This is a genomic window from Thioclava sp. DLFJ5-1 (genome assembly GCF_002020115.1).
GTDB classification, from domain to species: domain Bacteria; phylum Pseudomonadota; class Alphaproteobacteria; order Rhodobacterales; family Rhodobacteraceae; genus Thioclava; species Thioclava sediminum.
On the sequence record NZ_MPZU01000001.1, the window covers coordinates 569,881 to 590,155 of the forward strand.

16 protein-coding genes are annotated in these 20,275 nt (G+C 64.3%); 7 read left to right on the forward strand and 9 right to left on the reverse strand.

The window, feature by feature from the left end; genetic code table 11:
* Positions 1 to 19 precede the first annotated feature (19 nt).
* Positions 20 to 1,936: an extracellular solute-binding protein gene (locus BMI86_RS02760; protein ID WP_078539651.1), complete on the reverse strand. Its 1,917-nt coding sequence runs from the start codon at positions 1,934 to 1,936 to the stop codon at positions 20 to 22.
* A 152-nt stretch (positions 1,937 to 2,088) separates the two neighbouring features.
* Positions 2,089 to 2,637, reverse strand: a complete 549-nt coding sequence (locus BMI86_RS02765) for a cytochrome c family protein (protein WP_078539652.1) — start codon at positions 2,635 to 2,637, stop codon at positions 2,089 to 2,091.
* A 204-nt stretch (positions 2,638 to 2,841) separates the two neighbouring features.
* Between BMI86_RS02765 and BMI86_RS02770 the strand changes: the two genes are divergently transcribed.
* The gene (locus tag BMI86_RS02770; protein WP_078539653.1) at positions 2,842 to 3,699 is read left to right on the forward strand and encodes a prephenate dehydratase; all 858 of its coding nucleotides are present in this window, start codon (positions 2,842 to 2,844) and stop codon (positions 3,697 to 3,699) included.
* An 11-nt stretch (positions 3,700 to 3,710) separates the two neighbouring features.
* On the opposite strand, the gene BMI86_RS02775 is transcribed toward BMI86_RS02770, so the two are convergent.
* Both BMI86_RS02775 and nudC read right to left on the reverse strand, forming a co-directional pair.
* Complete coding sequence (locus BMI86_RS02775; protein WP_078539654.1) at positions 3,711 to 4,178, reverse strand: SRPBCC family protein; 468 nt, start codon at positions 4,176 to 4,178, stop codon at positions 3,711 to 3,713.
* Positions 4,179 to 4,242: 64 nt separating this feature from the next.
* Positions 4,243 to 5,274: an NAD(+) diphosphatase gene (gene nudC / locus BMI86_RS02780; RefSeq protein ID WP_078539655.1), complete on the reverse strand. Its 1,032-nt coding sequence runs from the start codon at positions 5,272 to 5,274 to the stop codon at positions 4,243 to 4,245.
* Positions 5,275 to 5,508: 234 nt separating this feature from the next.
* On the opposite strand from nudC, the gene BMI86_RS02785 reads away from it, so the two are divergent.
* From BMI86_RS02785 to BMI86_RS02800, 4 genes are all read left to right on the forward strand, one after another.
* Entirely contained in the window at positions 5,509 to 7,425 is a 1,917-nt protein-coding gene (locus tag BMI86_RS02785) for a 5'-nucleotidase C-terminal domain-containing protein (protein ID WP_078539656.1), read from the forward strand.
* 174 nt (positions 7,426 to 7,599) lie between these two features.
* Entirely contained in the window at positions 7,600 to 8,613 is a 1,014-nt protein-coding gene (locus BMI86_RS02790; protein WP_078539657.1) for an ABC transporter substrate-binding protein, read from the forward strand.
* Positions 8,614 to 8,686: 73 nt separating this feature from the next.
* Positions 8,687 to 9,475 carry an ABC transporter ATP-binding protein gene (locus tag BMI86_RS02795; RefSeq protein WP_078539658.1) on the forward strand — a complete coding sequence of 263 codons (789 nt, stop codon included), beginning with the start codon at positions 8,687 to 8,689 and terminating at the stop codon, positions 9,473 to 9,475.
* Complete coding sequence (locus tag BMI86_RS02800) at positions 9,475 to 10,236, forward strand: ABC transporter permease (RefSeq protein ID WP_078519584.1); 762 nt, start codon at positions 9,475 to 9,477, stop codon at positions 10,234 to 10,236. Before BMI86_RS02795 ends, BMI86_RS02800 begins: the two co-directional genes overlap by 1 nt.
* 190 nt (positions 10,237 to 10,426) lie before the next feature.
* Here the strand turns inward: BMI86_RS02800 and BMI86_RS02805 are convergent, their stop codons facing one another.
* Entirely contained in the window at positions 10,427 to 13,684 is a 3,258-nt protein-coding gene (locus BMI86_RS02805) for an efflux RND transporter permease subunit (RefSeq protein WP_078539659.1), read from the reverse strand.
* Positions 13,674 to 14,663: an efflux RND transporter periplasmic adaptor subunit gene (locus BMI86_RS02810; RefSeq protein ID WP_078539660.1), complete on the reverse strand. Its 990-nt coding sequence runs from the start codon at positions 14,661 to 14,663 to the stop codon at positions 13,674 to 13,676. Before BMI86_RS02810 ends, BMI86_RS02805 begins: the two co-directional genes overlap by 11 nt.
* A 199-nt stretch (positions 14,664 to 14,862) precedes the next feature.
* On the opposite strand from BMI86_RS02810, the gene serS reads away from it, so the two are divergent.
* Both serS and BMI86_RS20840 read left to right on the forward strand, forming a co-directional pair.
* Complete coding sequence (serS, locus tag BMI86_RS02815; protein ID WP_078539661.1) at positions 14,863 to 16,152, forward strand: serine--tRNA ligase; 1,290 nt, start codon at positions 14,863 to 14,865, stop codon at positions 16,150 to 16,152.
* A gap of 84 nt (positions 16,153 to 16,236) precedes the next feature.
* Positions 16,237 to 16,449 (forward strand): hypothetical protein, encoded by a 213-nt coding sequence (locus tag BMI86_RS20840; protein WP_143594666.1) that lies wholly within the window; start codon positions 16,237 to 16,239, stop codon positions 16,447 to 16,449.
* A gap of 84 nt (positions 16,450 to 16,533) precedes the next feature.
* On the opposite strand, the gene der is transcribed toward BMI86_RS20840, so the two are convergent.
* The 3 genes from der to BMI86_RS02830 form a co-directional block, all read right to left on the reverse strand.
* The gene (gene der / locus BMI86_RS02820) at positions 16,534 to 18,048 is read right to left on the reverse strand and encodes a ribosome biogenesis GTPase Der (protein ID WP_078539662.1); all 1,515 of its coding nucleotides are present in this window, start codon (positions 18,046 to 18,048) and stop codon (positions 16,534 to 16,536) included.
* Positions 18,049 to 18,097: 49 nt separating this feature from the next.
* Positions 18,098 to 19,420, reverse strand: coding sequence for a PQQ-binding-like beta-propeller repeat protein (locus BMI86_RS02825; protein WP_078539663.1), 1,323 nt, complete (start codon positions 19,418 to 19,420; stop codon positions 18,098 to 18,100).
* A gap of 73 nt (positions 19,421 to 19,493) precedes the next feature.
* Complete coding sequence (locus BMI86_RS02830) at positions 19,494 to 20,171, reverse strand: hypothetical protein (RefSeq protein WP_078539664.1); 678 nt, start codon at positions 20,169 to 20,171, stop codon at positions 19,494 to 19,496.
* Between the last annotated feature and the right edge of the window lie 104 nt (positions 20,172 to 20,275).

Consider the following 20,275-nt stretch of genomic DNA (forward strand, 5'->3'; position numbering starts at 1 on the left):
CTCGTTTATCGGCGGTCGCTCAGAGTGCGCCGCTCGCTTTCAGTTTCTTGGCCTTGTCGGCGTCATACCACCAGAAATCCAGCTCTCCCAGAGCGTAGGGCGGCAAGTTTTCCGGGTGATCGTACATATCGTAGTAAGCGACCGTATAGGTGGGCTTGAACCATTGCGGCACCCAGAAGCGCAGGGCGCGCAGGCTGCGATCCAGCGCATGGACGCGCGGCAGCAGCTCTTCTTCGGTATTCGCCTCTTCGACCATGCGGATCATCTTGTCGATGGCCGGATTCTTCAGCCCCATCGCGTTGAACACATCATCGGTTGAGCCCGAGCCGAAATACTGCTGGAGGTTCGAGCCGGGGATTTCGTCCTGCCCCAGATGGGTGGTGATCATGTCGAAGTCGTGGCTGCGACGGCGGTTCTCATATTCGCTGTCATCCACGCGATCCATTCTGGCGTCGATGCCGAGCGCGCGCAGGTTCTGCACATAAGGGTTGATGACACGGTCGAAGGTCTGGCTGTCGTTGAGGATCGCCACGGTCAGCTTCTCGCCCTCGGCGTTGCGACGCATGCCGTCATCGCCGACGACCCAGCCCGCGTCTTCCAGCAGCTTCGCCGCCTTGCGCATGTTCTTGCGGTCCAGCTGGCGCTTGCCCGAGACCGGCTGGATCACCGCATCGTCGGTCAGGATGCCGTCGGGCAGGTCCTTGGCGAGCGGCTCGAGGATTTTCTTCTCCTCCGCCGAGGGCTTGCCCTGCGCCTGCAGCTTGGAGTTTTCCCAGAAGCTCTCGACCCGGTCATAGAGCCCGTAGAACAGAGTGTCGTTCGACCATTCGAAATTGAACGCCAGATCGAGCGCCTCGCGCACACGGAGATCGTCGAATTTCGGCTCGCGCAGGTTGATCGCGAAGCCCTGCCCCGAGGCGATGTTGCCGTTGTGCAGCTCCGCCTTAACGACCTCGCCCGTCTGCATCGCCGGGAAGTCGTAGGCGGTGGCCCAGATGATCGAACTGGCCTCGTTGCGGAACGTGTAGGTGCCGGATTTGAAGCCCTCGAAAGCCGATTGGTAATCGCCGAAATACTCGACGCGGATCTTGTCGAAATTCGAGCGCCCCTTGTTGATCGGCAGGTCCTTGCCCCAATAGTCGGGGTTGCGCTTCCACGTGATCGCGCGATTGCTTTTGACGCTGTCGAACACGTAGGGGCCCGAGCCGATGAAGGGCACCGGCGAGGTCTCCGACAGATCGATGTTCTCCTTCTCGAACTGCGCCTTGGAGAAGATCGGCAGCGACGCCACCGACTGGATGATATCGCGGCGCGGGTAATCGGGCTGGAACTCGAAACGGATGTGCGTGTCGTCGATCGCCTCGGCCGATTTGACCTGCTGGGCGATCACCGCGCGGAAGGAGCTCAGCCCTTTGTCGCGCAGCTGCTCATAGGAGAAGACCACATCCTGCGCAGTCAGCGGCGTGCCGTCGGAGAATTTGATCCCGTCGCGCAGCGTGAAGACGACCCAGTCCTTGCTCGGCGGATATTCGAGGCTTTTGCAGAGCAGGCAATACAGCTCCCCAACCGTATCGGCGGTGCCCTCCATCAGCGATTCCAGCGGAACCGAGGACAGCGCGGCGGCCCGGCCCTGAATCGAATAGGGATTGTAGTTGTCGAACCCGCCCGGCGCCCATTCCGAGATTTCTCCGCCCTTCGGCGCGTCCGGATTGACGTAGTCGAGATGGGTGTAATCCGCCGGATATTTCAGATGTCCGAGCGTCGCGATCCCGTAGGAGGTGATCGTATCGCCGCTTTGCGTGCTGTCTTGTGCATGTGCGCCGAAGGCCAGTCCCGCCCAGATCAGACCCGCTGCAACCAGCCCGCTCAGCGCGCGCGGCGCCACCTGCGTCCAATCCGTATCGATCGCTTTACTCGCCACTCGCGCTTTTGCCATGCACACCTGCTCCCTGCTCCAAAGCGTTTTCGCGTCTGCCTAGCTAAAAGCCTAAGTGCGCAGGGAGCAAGTTACGAATCTGTAAAGCAGGACGGGAAATGCAAAAGGCCGCCCAAAGAGGCGGCCTTGAGAAGATTCGAGAGGGATTTGCCTCAGTTCGAATTCTCTTGCAGATAGGCGATCACGTCGTTGCGGTCTTCGGGCTTCTTCAGACCGGCAAAGGACATCTTGTTGCCCGGGATGTAGTCTTTCGGGTTCTCCAGCCACGAGTTGAGCGCTTCGAGCGTCCATTCGCCACCGTGGCTTTTGAGGGCGTCCGAATAGGAGAAGTCCCCGACCGAGGCGACTGCGCGACCGACCACACCATCGAGATGCGGGCCAACGCCATTCTTGCCTTCCATCGAGTGGCAGGCCTTGCACTTGCCGAAGATCTTCTCGCCCTTGGCCGCGTCGCCGGTGCCAAGCTCGATCTGTGCGACTTGCTCTTCCTGAGCCGCGCCATCGCCTGCGTCCTCAGTCGCCAGCAGGTCGCCGGGCGCTGCGGACATCATGTCCTTCATTTCGTGCTCGCTGCCGCCCGAAGCGTCGTGGCTCTCGCCAACGGTATAGAGCGCGCTCGAGGCCCAGGCCGTGAGCAGGAAGAACAGCAACGCGCCCAGAAACGCGCCCGCCGCCTTGGTAAAGGTCATGGTATTGAACATGTCTCGTCCCTGATATGCGTCGTCGTCCCGCGCATCTATCCGCACAGGGCCTTTCAGATCAAGGGAACTTTACCAGATGTGATCGGATTTTCAGAGGGTGGATAATGAATGACGCAGCGTGAGCCTCCCGCGCCCCGGCCCTTCCCTTCCGCGCGAGCACGGGCTAGGCAGGGCGCAAGACAAGATCAGTGCGGGGGATTGCACATGAGCCGCCAAGGACAATCGCCGAAAACCGGACGGATCGCCTTTCAGGGCGAGCTGGGCGCCTATTCGCATCAGGCTTGCCGCGACGCGCGCCCGGACCTCGAGCCGGTCCCCTGCCGCACCTTCGAGGACGTGATCGCCGCCGTGAAGAAAGGCGATGCCGATCTCGCGATGCTGCCGGTGGAGAACTCCACCTACGGGCGGGTGGCCGACATTCACCGCCTGTTGCCGGAATCGGGGCTGCATATTCTCGATGAGGCCTTCGTGCGTGTGCATATCAGTCTGATGGCCCTGCCCGGCGTCGAGATCGAGGAGCTGGAAAAGGTCCGCGCGCATCTGGTGCTTCTGCCGCAGGCGGCGAGCTTCCTTGCGCGCTACGGCATCCGTGGCGAGGCGGCCGCCGACAGCGCGGGCGCCGCGGCCGAACTCGTGCAGGCGCAGACCCGGAGCGTCGGCGTGCTGGCCTCCGACATGGCCGCCGAGACCTACGGGCTCAACATACTCGCCCGCCATATCGAGGATCACGCGCATAACACCACGCGCTTTCTCATCATGGGCACCGAGCCCGACACCCGCCCGCGCGGCGAGAAGATGATGACCACCTTCGTCTTCCGGGTGCGCAACATCCCGGCCGCGCTCTACAAGGCGATGGGCGGCTTCGCGACCAATGGCGTGAACATGACCAAGCTGGAAAGCTACATGGTCGGCGGGCATTTCACCGCGACGCAGTTCTATGCCGATGTCGAAGGCCACCCGGACGATCCGGCGCTGGCGCGTGCGCTCGAAGAACTCGACTACTTCACCAGCTATCTGGAAATTCTGGGCGTCTATCCGGCCGCCCCCGAACGCGACGGCTGAGGATCAGGGCGTCAGGCGGACTTCTCGTGCTGACGCTCGATATCCTGCGCGAACTGGTCGATCCGCTCCTTGAAGCGGCGTTCCAGATTGCCCTTGCCGAGCTTGGCCGACTGGATCATCAGCCGCGCGCCGAGGCTGCGCGGCCTCAGGTCCAACCCCACCAACAACCGCGTGCGCGTCTTCGACAGATCGGTCAGATCGAAATCCATCACCGCCTCGAAACTGTTCGACACGCCCTCATAGACGATCAGCTCCGGCACTTCGAATTGCTTCACATCGGTGATCATCTGGCGCTGCTTGCCGCGAAAGCGAAAGCCGATATCCCAGGACATGCCTGCGCCGGGTTCGCTCAGCGTGTCGAGCCGTTTCAGCGTGATCCCGCGCCGCATCGCCACACGCTCGAAGCTGCCGAAATCCGCGAGCCGCTCGAAGACGAAACCGGCGGGCGCGGATATATCGGTGCGGGTCGACAATTTCATCAGGCGAGTTCCTCAGGGCAGATCGGAGGCCGGGGAGTGGCGCACCGTGCGGGGCAAACTGGCCTCATTCCAGCCGATCTGCAAGCCACTCGCGCATGAGCCAACCGGCAATCGCGCCTTGGCGTGGCGCAGATATCTCAGGATCGCGCCCCGCCACCACCTGCAGCAGCCGCTCACGGCTGATCCAGCGCGCATCGGCGATCTCGACCGGGTCGATGGTGATCTCGGTGGTCGTCGCCACCCCGCGACAGCCCAGCATCAGCGAGGCCGGAAACGGCCAGGGTTGCGAGGCCACGAGAGAGACCTCGCCCACTTCAACGCCGCCTTCCTCGAAGACCTCGCGGCGCACGGCGGCCTCCACCGTCTCGCCCGGCTCCATGAACCCCGCAAGGCAGGAATACATCGTCTCGGGCCAATGCGGGCCGCGCCCTAGCAAGAGCCGGTTGCCATGGGTGATCAACATGATCACCACCGGATCGGTGCGCGGGAAATGGTGCCGCTCGCAGACCGGGCAGCGCCGGTGCCAGCCCGCCTGTTCGGCTTCGCTCTCGGCGCCGCAGGTGGAGCAGAAGCGATGCGTCCGGTGCCATTCGACGAGCCCGCGCGCGGTGGCGGCGATCTCCGCCTCAACCGGGCTGAGAATCCCCATTCGGCCGCGCAGCTCGGCAAAGACGATATCGTCGGGCAGATCGGGATGGCGCTGCTCGGAGGCGTCGAAGAAGGCAGCCCCGTCGGGTCGTTCGCCCTCGGGTTCGAAGGCAGAGACATCGCGGGAAAACAGCGCACACCCGTCGTGACACCCGAGGAATATCTCCGGTCCCGGCATCGCCTCGAGCGCCGTCTCGCCCGCGCGCAGAAGATGCAGCCCCTTGGGGCCGAACAGCGGACGCCCGCGCCAAAGCGCAACCACCCGCGCAGTTTTGCCCGCGCGCAGCTCCGCGAGCCGCTCTGCATCGCCCCGCAGATGGGCCGCCCGCTCGAGCGTGCCCGGCGCTTCGGCGAAGGCCAGCCCACGGGGGTCGAGCGCGCGCCCCTGAGACAGTCGGGCGGGCTGCGAAATCGGTTGCTGGGTCTCGGCGAGGGAATCGGGCGGCATGAAAAACTCCTGCGGAACGCCCTACCCATGCCACGAGCCGGCGACCCGAGACCAGTGCCGATCAGGTGACGCGCATCGGCCACATTCGCCACCCGCCTTACCTCGCGAGTACGTCACGTCAATTTAAAACTTGGCAAGGGACGAGCCACTACTCTAGGTTGCGTATGGGGACACGCGACCGCCAAATGGCGGCATTACAACGATAAAAGGTCAATTTCGGGCCAAGGGGATCATATGGGAAAACTGTCTGACCGGGATTGGCCCGGCCAGTTTTCGGATCAGCGCGTCACGCTCGCGCTGAGGCTTCTTGAGACGACCGATTTGCATGGTCAAGCTCGGGGCTACGATTACTTCAATGACCGCCCTGCCCCGCGCAGAGGCTTGGCAGCGCTGGCCTCGGAAATCGCGCAAGCGCGCAGCGAAGCCCCGAACTGCCTTCTGTTCGATTGCGGCGATTTTCTTCAGGGCACGCCGTTGACGCAGCTCTGGAGCGAGCCATGCAAGATCGCAGGCTGCCACGACGGCGAAAATCCGATGATCGCGGCGATGAACGCTCTGGGCTACGACGCGGCGGCGCTTGGCAATCATGAGTTCGATTTCGGGATCGGGCCGCTCGTTCAAGCGTTGGAAGCTGCTAGGTTCCCGATCCTCTGCGCCAATCTGCGCGCCTCCATCGGCACGCCGATCCGCCCCTGGGCAATGCTCGAACGCCGCCTGCTCGACAGTCACGGCATCGAGCGGACCCTGCGCATCGCGGTGATCGGCGTGCTGCCGCCCCCCAGCCTCGCCTGGCTCGAGACCCGGCCAGGGGCCGAGCTTTCGACCTCTTCGCTTCTGGAGGCGACGGAGGCCCAGCTGCAATTGATCCGCGCCTCGGGCGCCGATCTTGTGATCGCCCTCGCCCATACCGGGATTTCGCCGCTGCCGCCGGGGGACGAGGCATCGCAAGACCCCGAAAACTCTGCCGAACGGGCGGCGCTTGCGGTCGCGCGGCTGGACGGGGTCGACGTCGTGCTGGCCGGGCATGACCACCACGGCTTTCCCGATGCCACACGACCGGCCTTCGCGGGGATCGACCCCGTTCTCGGCACGCTTCACGGCAAGCCCGCGCTCAATGCGGGCGCGCGCGGAACACATCTCGGGGTGCTCGACCTCGTGCTGGAACAGACGCAGGACGGCTGGAGCCTCGCAGCGCATCGGGCGGAACTGCGCCCGGCGCAGCACGAGGCCGGGCCGGACAGTGCGGCGGTGCTTGCCGCCTCCGATCGTGCCCATCGCCGCACGCTCGATCACATCCGCCGTCCCATCGGCACCACTGCGGAGCCGCTGCACAGCTACTTCACACAGATCGCGCCGGACCGGACGCTCGCGCTGATCAGCGCGGCGAAACAGCGCTTCGCCCGCGAACGGCTCGCCGGTCGCCCCGAGGCGGACCTGCCGCTCCTCGGCGCTGCGTCGAGCTTCAAATCGGGCGGCGCGGCGGGCTCGGCCCATTTCATCGACATCCCCCCCGGCCCGCTGCGGATGAGCCATGTCGATGATATCTACCTGTTCAACAATACCGTCGGCGCGGTGGAGTTGAACGGCGCGGAGCTACGCGACTGGCTCGAACAGGCGGCCTCGATCTACAACCAACAGCATCCCGATGGGCAGTTGCGGATGCTTTGCGACCTCACCTTCGCGAGCTACCATTTCGACGTGATCTCGGGGATCACCTACGAGATCGACCTCTCTCAGCCCCCGCGTTTCCGCCCCGATGGCAGCCTGCGGCCCGCCGCGCCCGGGCGCATCCGCGACCTGCGCCATGAGGGCGCCCGGATCAGCAACACCGACCGCTTCATCGTCGTGAGCAATGATTTCCGCCTGTCGGGCGGCGGCGGCTTCAAGCGGCGGGGCCGTCCCGTTCCAATCGATCCGGAGCCGGTGCTGGTGCGCGATCTGCTGCTCGAAGAGATCGACGCACAAGTGGGGCCGCTGCATCTCGACGCCCCACCGATCTGGCGGTTCTCTCCCCTGCCCGGTGCGCGTGCGCTCTACCATACGGGTCCCGGCGCCGCGGCCTATCTCTGCGAACTGGAACAGGCGGGGCTGCGCGCGTCTTCCGGACCGGTCGACGCGACCGGGTTTCTGCCCCTCGAGATTTTGCTCTGAGCGCTCGCCGATGCCGCGCCTAATTTTCTTGCATTCTCGCAGCACACCGCCCAAAACTTAATCACGAAACCGTGAGCGCCTCGCCTGCTCGCATGGCGCGCGCGGTTTGAGTTTACCCCCGCGCGCCGCCGGTCAGGATCGGGGCGAAAACGGATTAACGAAGTGAGGGATATCATGCTGCACATCAAACCGGGGCTTTTCGCGGCGCTCGCGCTTGGCCTCTCGGCCACGCTGGCACAGGCCGAAACCAAGATGCCTTTCGCGCTGGACTGGAAATTCGAAGGCCCCTCGGCGCCCTATTTCCTCGCCGTGGACGAGGGCTATTACGGCGAGGCCGGGCTCGACGTGGAGATCGCAGAGGGCAAGGGCTCGCTCGACGCGATTCCGAAAGTGGCGACCGGCGCCTATCCGGTGGGCTTCGCCGATATCAACTCGCTGATGAAATTCCTCGATCAGAACCCCGGCGCCCCCGTCACCGCGGTGATGATGGTCTATGACAAGCCGCCCTTTGCCGTGGTCGGCCGCAAGTCGCTTGGCGTGAACGAACCGAAAGACCTCGAAGGCAAGGTGCTGGGCGCGCCGCCGCCGGATGGCGCCTGGGCGCAGTTCCCGATCTTCGCCAAGGAGACCGGCCTCGACATGGACAAGATCAAGGTCGAGCCCGTCGGCTTCCCCACGCGCGAGCCGATGCTGGCCGAGGGCAAGGTCGATGCGGTCACCGGCTTCTCCTTCTCCTCGACGCTCAACCTCAAGCGCCTCGGTGTCGGCATGGATGACCAGTCGATCCTGCTGATGGCCGATTACGGCGTGGCGCTTTACGGCAACGCGATCATCGTGAACACCGATTACGCGAAGGCGCATCCCGAAGAGATCACGGGCTTTATCAAAGCGACCGCCGAGGGCTGGAAAGCCGCCGTCGCCGATCCGGGCAAGGCCGTGGACGCGCTTCTCAAGCGCAACCCCGCCGCCGACAAGGATCTGGAGACCGAGCGCCTGCAGATGGCGATCGATGCCAATGTGCTGACCGACTACGTCAAGGAAAACGGCATGGGCGGGATCGACGCGGACCGTATGGCCACCGCAATCGAGCAGACGAAGACCGTCTACGAGTTCCAGAACACGCCTGACGCGGCGCTCTATTTCGACAGCGAATACCTGCCCGACGCGGCAGAGCTGAAGATCGACTGATCCGTCACCGTCTCGGGGGCGGGCGCCGCAGACGCGCCCGCCCCTTTTCTCTGCCTTCTCGCGCCGGACCCTCATGGAAAACCTCATCGACATTCGCGGCGTGACCCACGCCTATCAAACCAAGCATGGCCCCCTGCCCGTGCTCGATCATCTCGACATCCGCGTGCCGCAGGGCGAGTTCTGCGCCGTGGTCGGCCCGTCGGGCTGCGGGAAATCCACCCTCACCCGTCTGGTGGCGGGCTTGATGAAGCCCGATCAGGGAGAGGTCTGGCTGCATGGCGAGAAGGTCACCAGCCCGCGCAAGACCGTCGGCATGGCCTTCCAGAACCCGGTGATGCTGGAATGGCGCTCGATCATCGAGAACGTCATGCTGCCCTTGGAGATCGTGGCTCCGGGCATGGCAAAATCCGAGAAGGTCGCGCGCGCCGAACATCTGCTGGAGATGGTGGGCCTGAAAGGGTTCGAGACTAAGCGACCCTCCGAGCTGTCCGGCGGGATGCGGCAGCGCGCCTCGCTCTGCCGCGCCATCGTGCATAAGCCCGACGTGCTGATCATGGACGAGCCCTTCGGCGCGCTCGACAATTTCACCCGCGAGGATCTGTGGCAGACGATGCGCGACCTGCGCGCCGCCGAGCCCTTCACCGCCGTGCTGATCACCCATGACCTGCGCGAGAGCGTCTTCCTCGGCGATCAGGTCATCGTACTCTCGGGCCGCCCGGCGCATACGCAATATGTGCTGGATGTGGACCTGCCGAAGGATCGCACGATCGACGTTCTCTACGAGCCGAAAGCCGTCGACATGCTGCATCTGCTGCGCGACCAGATCCGGATCGCTCAGGGCCGCGACGAGGAGATGCACTGATGGACTTCAAGAAAATCCTCACCCCGATCCTGTCGATCATCGCCTTCCTCGCGATCTGGGAATTCATCGTCTGGGCGAATGGCTGGCCGAATTACGTCATGGCCTCGCCCTCGGACCTGCCCGCCGCCTATATGCGCTACTGGAACCTGTTCCTGATCGATAGCTGGCAGACGCTGTGGCGCACCGTGGCGGGGCTTGCGATCTCAATCGTCTTCGGGACGTTCCTCGGGATGGTGATGGGCTTTTCGCGCACCGCCCGCGATGCGCTCTATCCGCTGCTGGTGGGCTTCAACGCAGTGCCGAAAGCGACCGTGGTGCCAGTGCTCGCGCTTCTCTTCATCGGCGCGCATGACTTCAACACCGTGCTGATGGCCTTCATGATCTCCTTCTTCCCGATCGCCGTGTCGGTGGGGATCGGTCTGTCCACGCTGGAGCCCGAATATCGCGATATTCTCGGCGCGCTCGGGGCCTCGAAATTCACCATCTTCCGCAAGATTGCCCTGCCGAAAACCCTGCCCGAGTTCTTTGGCGCGCTGAAGGTCTCGGTGACGCTGGCCTTCATCGGCACCAACCTCGTCGAGATCATCTCGCCGCATGGCAAAGGCCTCGGCGCGCTGTTCCTGTCGGGCCAGACCAACGGGGATTACCCGCTGATGTTCGCGGTGCTGATCGCCTTGGCCTTCCTGGGCATCCTGCTCTACTACGCCGTCGTCGCGCTGGAGAAGATCTTCGCAGGCTGGGCTGAGAGGCAACCGGGTTAAGGGGCTCTGCCCCCGTCGCCGGAGGGCGACAACACTTAACAAGGAGGGGGCTCTGCCCCCTCGGGCTTTGCCCTCACCCCCGGGATATTTTCGCCAAGGCGAAGGGGGTGCCGCTCCGCGATCCGATAAAGAAAACCGCCCGCACGAGAGAGACGTGCGGGCGGTTTTGCGTTTCAGGTCGGTGACCGGATCAGGTCTTGAAGATCCGGTAGATCGCCGGGATCACGAGCACCGTCAGCAGGGTCGAGCTGAGCAGACCGAACAGGAGCGAGATCGCGAGACCCTGGAAGATCGGGTCGGCCAAGATCACCACCGCACCGATCATCGCCGCGATCGCGGTCAGCAGGATCGGCTTGAAGCGGATGGCCCCTGCCTCGATCAGCACCTCGGTCGGCGATTTCCCCTCGTGGCTGCCATGGCGGATGAAGTCCACCAGCAGGATCGAGTTACGCACGATGATCCCCGCCAGCGCGATGAAACCGATCATCGACGTGGCCGAGAACGGCGCGTGGAAGATCCAGTGGCCGAGCATTATCCCGAGGAAGGTCAGAGGCACCGGGGTCAGGATCACCAGCGGCAGGCGGAACGAGCCGAACTGTGCGACGACGAGGATGTAGATTCCCAGAAGCGCCACGGCGAAGGCCGCGCCCATGTCGCGGAAGGTCACCCAGGTCACCTCCCATTCGCCGTCCCACAGAAGCGTCACATGGCTTTCGTCCTGTGGCTGGCCATGCAGCGACACGACCGGTTTCTCGCCCTTGGGCCAGTCCATGTTGTTGATCGCATCATCGACGGCGAGCATCCCGTAGAGCGGCGCCTCGAACTTGCCGGCGAGCTCTGCGGTGACCATCTCGGCCTCGCGCCCGTTATGGCGGAAGATCGGATAGGACGCCTTCTCCTTGTCGACGCTGACCACGTCGCCAAGTTCCACCACGCCGCGCGCGCCGGGCAGGACATTGGCGGGGATCGGCGTCGAGAGCGTTGCCTCGTTCATCACCTTGTTCGACTTCGAGCGCTCCATCACGATCGGGATCGGCTGGCGCTCCTGCCCGCGATGGGAATAGCCCACCGTGGTCGAACCGTTCAGCATCCCGAGCGTGTCCCAGACATCGCCTTCGGAGACCGAGTAGAACTCCAGATCGTCGGAATTGACCGTGGCGCGCAGCTTGTCGGGCTGGATGCCGAAGCTGTTATCCACGTCGACGATATAGGGCACCTGCTTGAACGCCTTCTCGATACGGCGGGCCGCGTCACGGCGCATCTCGGGCGTCGGGCCATAGACCTCGGCCAGAAGCGTCGCGATCACCGGCGGACCGGGCGGCGGTTCGACCGTCTTCAGGCTCGCGCCTTCGGGCAGCTTGATCGCCTTGATCTTTTCGCGGATCTCCAGCGCGATCTCGTGGCTGGTGCGGTCGCGTTCCCCTTTCGGCGCAAGCTGAAGCTCGACATCGCCCTGATTGGGCTGCGCGCGCAGGTAGTAGTGGCGCACGAGCCCGTTGAAGTTGAACGGCGCGGAGGTGCCCGCATGGGTCTGCACCGAGAGCACCTCGGGCAGCTTGGTCACGATCTCGGCCACTTGCTGAGCGACCGCATCCGTGCCCTCGACCGAGGTACCCGCAGGCATATCGACCACAACCGAGAGTTCGGATTTATTGTCGAAGGGCAGCAGCTTCACCGTGACATGCTTGGTGTAGAGCAGCCCCAGCGAGCCGAAGGACAGCACCGACACGACCAGCAGGAACAGACCCGAGCGGCCTTTGGTCTTCAGGATCGGACGCGCCACAGCGCTGTACATCCGGCCGAGCTTGCCGCCCGCATGTTCGCCGCCATAGGCGTCGTCATCGCCGTGATGGCCATGCAGCTGCGCCTTGCCCGCGACCTTCACCATCAGCCACGGGGTGATGATCACCGCCACGAAGAAGGAGAAGATCATAGCCGCCGAGGCGACAGCCGGAATGGGCGACATGTAGGGCCCCATCAGCCCCGACACGAAGAGCATCGGAAGCAGCGCGGCGACAACGGTCAGGGTGGCGACGATGGTGGGGTTGCCCACTTCGGCCACGGCCTCGATCGCCTTGGTCACACGACTTCCGGGCGTCTTCATCGCCCAGTGTCGCGCGATATTCTCGATCACCACGATGGCGTCATCGACGAGAATACCGATCGCGAAGATCAGCGCGAAGAGCGACACCCGGTTCAGCGTGAAGCCCATGATATAGGCCGCAAACAGCGTCAGCAGGATCGTCACCGGAATGACGACCGCGACCACGATGGATTCCCGCCAGCCGATCGCGACCAGCACGAGGCCCACGATGGAGACCGTCGCGAGGCCAAGGTGGAACAGCAGTTCGTTGGCCTTCTCGTTCGCGGTCTCGCCATAGTCGCGGGTGACCTTCACCTCGACATTGTCGGGGATCAGCTGGCCGTGCAGCTCGTGCACGCGGTCGAGGATATGTTCGGCCACGACCACGGCGTTGGAGCCTGCGCGCTTGGCGATGGCCAGCGTCACGGCAGGCGAGCGCTCGATCTTGCCATTGGCGTCGCGCTGCACGTTGGAGACGATATGGTCCGAGGCGTCCGGCACATAGGAGACCTTCGCGACATCGGCCACATAGACGGGGCGGTTGTCGCGCGTGGTCAGCAGAAGGCCCGCGATCTCGGAGGGTGCGGTCAGCGTCTCGCCCGCGGACAGGCTGATCTGCTTGCCCTCATGACGGATATTGCCGGTGTTGAAGGCGCGGTTCGCCTGCGTGACCTTGTTCGAGAGCTGTTGCAGCGTCACGCCGTAGAGCGCGAGCTTGTCGGGCTCGGGCTCGATGCGGATCTCGCTCGTGGCGTCGCCCACCAGATAGGTCAGGCCGACGTTCTGGATCTTCGTGACCTCGGTCTGCAGCTCGCGCGCGACACGGGTCAGCTCGTCGCTGTCGACCTGCGCGCCGTCCTTGCCGGTCAGCGTCAGCGAGACGATTGCCACATCGTCGATCCCGCGGCCCACGATCACCGGATCGGGGATGCCTTTCGGGATTTTGTCCATATTCGCACGGACTTTCTCATGCACGCGCAGGATCGCGGCATCCGACGAGGTGCCAACCTTGAAGCGCGCCATCACCAGCGAATAATCGTCCTGCGTGCGCGAATAGACGTGCTCGACCTCGTTGATGCCCTGCACGATGGTTTCCATCGGCTCAGTCACCAGCTTCATCGCGTCCTGCGCCTTCAGGCCCGGCGCCTGCAGGTGGATATCCACCATCGGCACGGAAATCTGCGGCTCTTCCTCGCGCGGCAGCGAGATCAGCGCGACCAGACCCACCGCGATTGCGGCGAGGATCATCAGCGGCGTCAGCGCCGAGCGAATGAAGGACTTCGTGAGGCCGCCCGCAATCCCCAGCTTGACGTGGATTTCGTCGTCTTCGGGCGTCTCGGGCCCGGTGCCTTGGTTATTGCTCATCGTTCGGCACCACCGTGTCGCCGGCGTTCAGACCGGTAAGAACTTCGACCATGTCCTGGCCGTCGATATTGACCTTAACGCCCGGCACGACCGTGCGCAGATAGGTGCCGTCCGCTTCTTTCACGCGGACGAAATCGAGCCCGGTGCGGTTGAAGACATAGTCCTGCGGGATGACAATCGCGTCACGCTCGCCCATCGGCAGCTTCACCAGAAGCCGCGCGCCGACGAAGCGCGAATCCAGATCGGGCACTTCGACATCGGCCTGGACACGGCCGCCCTCGATCTCGGGGTAGATCTTGGCCAGCTTGCCCTCGATTTCCTTGCCGTCGGGATCGGTGATCATGATCGTGTCGCCCATGTGCAGCGTGTCGGCGTGACGCTCGGGGATCGATAGACGCAGGAAGAACCCGCCGCCGCCGATCGTCGCGATCGTCTCGCCGCCCATGATGACGGCATCCTTGGTGACCGGAACGGTCACGACCTTGCCGTCGATCGGTGCGGTCACGGTGCCGAATTCCTGCTGCTGCTCATAGACCTTGCGCTGCGCTTTCTGCGCCGCGATCTGGCCCTCGTAGACATTCACCTGCGTCTGAAGCTGATCGACATTCTGCGAGGTCGAGACACCGCGCGCCTGCAATTCCTGCCCGCGCTTGAGCTCGGTCTTCGCGTTTTCCAGCTGCGCTTCGAGCGCATTGATCTGCGCATCGACCGCGCCGATCTGATAATCGAGCGTCTGGTCGGTGATCTTGCCGATCTCCTGACCGGCTTTGACCTCGTCGCCCTCGGTCACGTCAAGCGCGGTGATCGTGCCGGAAATCCGCGCACGCGCTGCAATCGTGTTCTTTGCCTCGACCTGCCCGTAGACAGACTTCCAATCGGTCACGACCTGCGGTTCGACCGTAATCGCCCCGTCCTGCGCCAACGCGATTCCCGGCAGGATCAACGCGGCGAATGCCAACGGCAGAAGCTTCAACGTCATCTCGGGTTCCCTTCCCTTACCGGCGCGCCCCTGCGCCTGCAATTTATATTCCGGTTATTGAATATGTATTCACCCGACAGAATACAACCACTCCACAGGCTCGAATTCATTGACCTGTGTCATGGCCGCATCGCCGGGGGTTTTCGCTTTCACTTTCATGCGCTAAAGCCTTTCCCGCAACAGTCTTGGAGATGGTGAGATGCACGATATCCGCGCAATCCGCGAAAACCCCGAAGAATTCGACGCGCAGCTGGCGCGGCGGGGGTTCTCGCCGCTCTCGCCCGAGATTCTCGCGATGGACGAGGCGCGCCGCACGGCGATCCACGCTGCCGAGACCGCGAAAGCCGATCAGAACGCCGCGTCGAAGCAAGTCGGCGCCGCGAAGGCGAAAGGCGACGAGGCCGAATTCGAGCGCCTGCGCGCACTGGTGACCGAGAAGAAAGCCGAAGTCGCGCAGATGCAGACCGAGGCGGGCGAGCTCGACGGCAAGCTGCGCGATCTGCTGATGACGATCCCGAACCTGCCGCTGGCCGATGTGCCCGATGGTGCAGATGAGGACGAGAATGTCGAAGTGAGCCGCTGGGGCACGCCGCGCGAATTCGCCTTCGATCCGAAAGAGCATTTCGAGCTGTCCGCCGTGGGTGGCGAGATGGATTTCGAGACGGCGGCAAAGCTGTCGGGCTCGCGTTTCGTGGTGCTCAAGGGCGGGGTCGCCCGCGTCCACCGGGCGCTCGCGCAATTCATGCTCGACCTGCATGTCGACAAACACGATCTGTCCGAGAACATCACCCCCGTGCTGGTGCGCGACGAGGCGATGATAGGCACCGGGCAACTGCCGAAATTCGCCGAGGACAGCTATCAGACCACCAATGGCTGGTGGCTGATTCCCACCGCCGAGGTGACGCTGACCAACTACGCCAATGGCGAGGTCATGGACGCTGCCGCCCTGCCCCAGCGCATGTGCGCCCACACCAACTGTTTCCGCTCGGAAGCCGGGTCCGCAGGCAAGGACACGTCGGGGATGCTGCGTCAGCACCAGTTCGAGAAGGTCGAGATGGTGACGCTCTGCACGCCCGAGACCGCGATCGACGAACATGAGCGCATGACCAAATGCGCCGAGGCGGTGCTGGAGGCGCTGGAGCTGCCCTATCGTCGCATCGTGCTCTGCACCGGCGACATGGGGTTCGGCGCGCAGAAGACATACGATCTCGAGGTCTGGCTGCCGGGCCAGAACACCTATCGCGAGATTTCCTCGGTCTCCACCTGCGGCACTTTCCAGGCGCGGCGGATGAACGGGCGCTACAAGCCCGAGGGCGGCGGCAAGCCCGAATTCATCGCGACGCTCAACGGCTCGGGCCTCGCGGTCGGACGCTGCCTGATCGCGGTGCTGGAGAACGGTCAGGAAGAGGACGGCTCGGTCACCCTGCCCGCCTGCCTGCATCCCTATCTGGGTGGCAAGACGCGGCTGGTCGACGGCAAGCTGGCCTGAAGCTGCGACCCGGCGACGCAAGACTCCGGCCGGGAACGTTGTTAACGTTTCCGTGTTCGAAGTGAGTCGCCGGGAGAGCTGCACATGTCCGTAACAGTCACGCACAAGCGGAATAGCGTCTTGATGAGCCGTATCCTCGAGATCGGCGAAGACCAGATCCCCGCGCAGATCATCGCGATGCGCCGGGAAAAGACGCTGTCGAAACTGATGGCGGAGATCAATGCGAGCGCGCTTTCGGACTCGACCGAAGAGCGCGCACGCGCCCAAGCGGCCCTCGATCGGCTGGGCTTTCTGTAAAGCGCGCCGACATCGCCGAAACGAAAAACGCCCGCCGGAGATTTCGACATCCTCCGGCGGGCGTTTTCTTTTAGGATTAGAGCCTTACTCGCCCTTCTTCGCCTCGCGCGCTTTCCGCGCCGATTCCTTGTGGGCCGAGCGCTTCTTCGCATCGACGTGCTTTTTCAGGCGCGACGGGATCGACTTCTTGCGATCCTTATAGGGGTTCGTCTTGCCCTGATCGCGCATGTAGAGGCGGATCGGCGTGCCCGGCATGTCGAAGCTCTCGCGCAGACCGTTGACCAGGTAGCGTTCGTAGCTTTCGGGGATCTTGTCGGTATGGGTCGATTTCACCACGAAGCCCGGCGGACGGGTCTTCGCCTGCGTGATGTAGCGCAGCTTGATCCGACGGCCGCCGGGCGCCGGCGGCGGGTGCGCCTCGGTCATCGCGGTCAGCCAGTTGTTCAGCTTCGCGGTCGGCACGCGGCGGTTCCAGACCTCATGGGCCTTCAGGATCGCATTGTGCAGACGGTCGAGCCCCTTGCCGGTCTTGGCCGAGACGGTCACCAGCGGCGCCCCTTTCAGCTGCGGCAGCAGACGCTCGAACGCCTCGCGCAGCTCCTTCAGCTTCTCGGGCTTGTCTTCTTCGAGATCCCATTTGTTCGCGGCGACCACGACCGCGCGCCCCTCGGTCTCGGCGAAATCGGCGATCCGCAAGTCCTGGGTTTCAAAGGGAATATTCACGTCGAGCAGCACCACGACCACTTCGGCGAAGCGCACGGCGCGCAGGCCATCGGCCACGCTCAGCTTCTCGACCTTGTCGGTGACGCGCGCCTTCTTGCGCATCCCCGCCGTGTCCCAGATCCGCATCGGCGTGCCCATGAAATCGGCGGTGACCGAGATCGCGTCACGAGTGATGCCAGCCTCGGGGCCGGTCAGCAGGCGGTCTTCGTTCAGGATTTTGTTGATCAGCGTCGACTTGCCCGCATTCGGGCGCCCGATCACAGCTAGCTGCAGCGGCTTCGCGGCGGAGGGCGGCTGGTAGGCGGGAATATCGCCTTCCTCGAGCTCGTCCTCGATCACGATATCGGTGACGGGGGCGTTCGCGGCGTTGCGCTCGGCGAATTCGTCGGCCAGCGGCACCAGCGCGGTGTAGAGATCGTCGAGACCTTCACCATGCTCAGCCGAGATCCGCAGCGGCTCACCCAGACCAAGGCTCCAGGCCTCCATCGCGCCCGCATCGCCCGCCGCCCCTTCGGCCTTGTTGGCCGCGAGGATGACGTTGGCGTTCTTTTTGCGCAGGATATCGGCGAAAATCTCGTCGGCCGGGGTCACGCCCACACGTGCGTCGATCATGAAGAGGCAGATATCGGCCTCTTCCACGGCGCGCTCGGTCAGGCGGCGCATCCGGCCCTGAAGGCTGTCGTCTTCGGCCAGTTCCAGACCGGCCGAGTCGATCACGATGAAACGCAGATCGCCCAGACGCGCATCGCCCTCGCGCAGGTCGCGCGTGACCCCGGGCATGTTATCGACAAGCGCGAGTCGCTTGCCGACAAGCCGGTTGAACAGCGTCGATTTTCCGACATTCGGGCGGCCCACGATGGCCAGGGTAAAGCTCATGATGCCCTCCTTGGGCGGTCGTAAGCGGCCCCCTTACACCCTAAAGGGCTCACTGAAAAGCGTGCAGTTTCCCATCGCCGCCGACGACGTAGAGGGTGCGCCCCGCCACGACCGGATCGGTCGCAGCCCCGCCCGGGATCTTCGCTTGCCCGATCAGGCTGCCGTCGATCGGGCTGAAGACGCGCAGAACGCCGTCGGAAGACGCGACGAACAGCTTGTTGCCAGCGAGAACCGGGCCGTAGCTCGCGACGATGTCGCGCTGCCGCTTCGGCTTGTCCTTGGTGTAGTACGGCAGATCCTTCGACCAGATCTGATCGCCGGTCTTGGCATCGAGACGCACGATCTTGCCCTGATCCGAGACGAGGAAGATCGAGCCGCCCGCAACCTGCACAGGGCTGTTGGCCCCTTCGGTCGCGGTCCAGATCCGCTCGCCGGAATTCACGTCGAAGGCCGCGAGCTTGCCCGCCGAGGAGCCCGCATAGACGGTATCGCCCACCACGACCGGATCGCCGGTCAGATCGACGATATTGGCATAGCCCACGCCCGGACGTGCGCCCGGCACTTTGGAGTTCCACATCTGCATCCCGCTTTGCGGCAGGACGCCGCTCAGGAAGCCCGAGGGGAACGGGAAGATCACCATGCGGTCGGTCACCGCAGGCGAGGAGACGCCGGTCATGCCCGAAGCCGACGGCGCACCCGGCACTTGCCAGATTTCCTTGCCGTCGCTGGCGCGGATCGCCCAGGCCGAGGAATCGCGCGCGACCACATAGACCACACCGTTCTTCACGGTCGGCGCACCGCCGATGCCAGCGTCGAAATATTGCCGCCACTTGATGCCGCCGGTGGCTGCGTCGATCGCGACGAGCTCAGCGAAATCGGAGGTCACGTAGACCGTGCCGTTGGCATAGGCCACGCCGCCGCCCGAAGCATCGCCCTCGCGGTCGCCCGGAGGCGTGATGTCGGTCTGCCAGACGCGCCCGCCATTGGTCGCGGTCGCGGTGACACGGGCCTGACTGTCGAGCGTATAGACCTTGCCGCCACCCACGATCGGATCGGCGGTAATGCGGTAGCGGCGCGCATTGCCCGACCCGATATCGGCGGACCAGACCGGCGTCGTGCCGTTGCCGAGCGCCGCATTGAACAGGCTATGGGTCGCCGAGCCAGCCCGCTGCGGCCATTCGGCATTGCCCACCTGACGCGGCAGCGAGATCGGCAGCGACTGCTGGGCCGGCGCGTCGGCCGGCGGCAGCCCCTCTTCGGCGCGCAGCGCGTCGCGGGGCGAGAGACGCTCGCCGGGAAGGATCGTTTCCTTGGTACAGCCTGCCACGAAAGCCGCCACACTCAGCACGCAGATCGTCTTGCTCAGCTTCACGCCCGTTCCCCCTGCCTGTCTCGGCTCTCTTGCAGTGCCCGCACGCCCGATAAAGACGCGCCGGTTCAACCCTTTACTCTTGCGGTGCCGGAGCGGTCTGCCCCGGCTGGGTCGGCACTTCGCCACCCAGCGCCACAATCAACTCTGTCGCGCGTTGTTGCAAGCCCGGCGTGAGGCCGGCGTCCTGAAGAATTTGCTGGGCAATCGAGATCGCGCCGTCCGTGTCGCCGGATGCGACGGCTGCGGCCGCCTGCTGCTCCATCGCCAGAAGGCGGTAGGGTGCGCCGGGGGTGGCCAGTTCCTGCAGCGTCGCATCGCGCTTGGCGGCGTCCATCTTGTCGCCCGCCGCGATCACCGCCTTGAGCTTCGCGAGATCGCTGATCGAACGCGGCAGGCCCTGCTCGGCGCTGACCGCGTCGAAGAACTTGATCGCCTCGTCGGGCTTGCCCGCCTCGATCGCGGCGTCGCCCTGCATGATCTTGAGAACCGCGGTGCGGCCGGGACCGTCGGGCGTTACCTTGGCGAGATCGGCGCTGGTGGCGTCACCGTTCACGGCCGCCATCACCTGATCGCCAAAGGCGCGCGCATCGGCCTCGGTCTTTTCCTTCTGCCACGCATTCCAAGCGGTGCCGCCGACGATCGCGAGGATGATCACCGCGCCGATCCAGCCCCATTTCTTGAACGCCGCCCAGAGCTTGTCCTGACGCACGGCATCGGTGACTTCGTCGATGAAACTGTCGGTATCACTCACGCGCGGGTCTCCTCGTAGCTTTGGCGCCCCTCTTACACGGCTCCCCCGGCGCTGCCAAGGGCCGCACGGACCGCGCTGGTCACGCGGATCCCTGAGGAATGCAA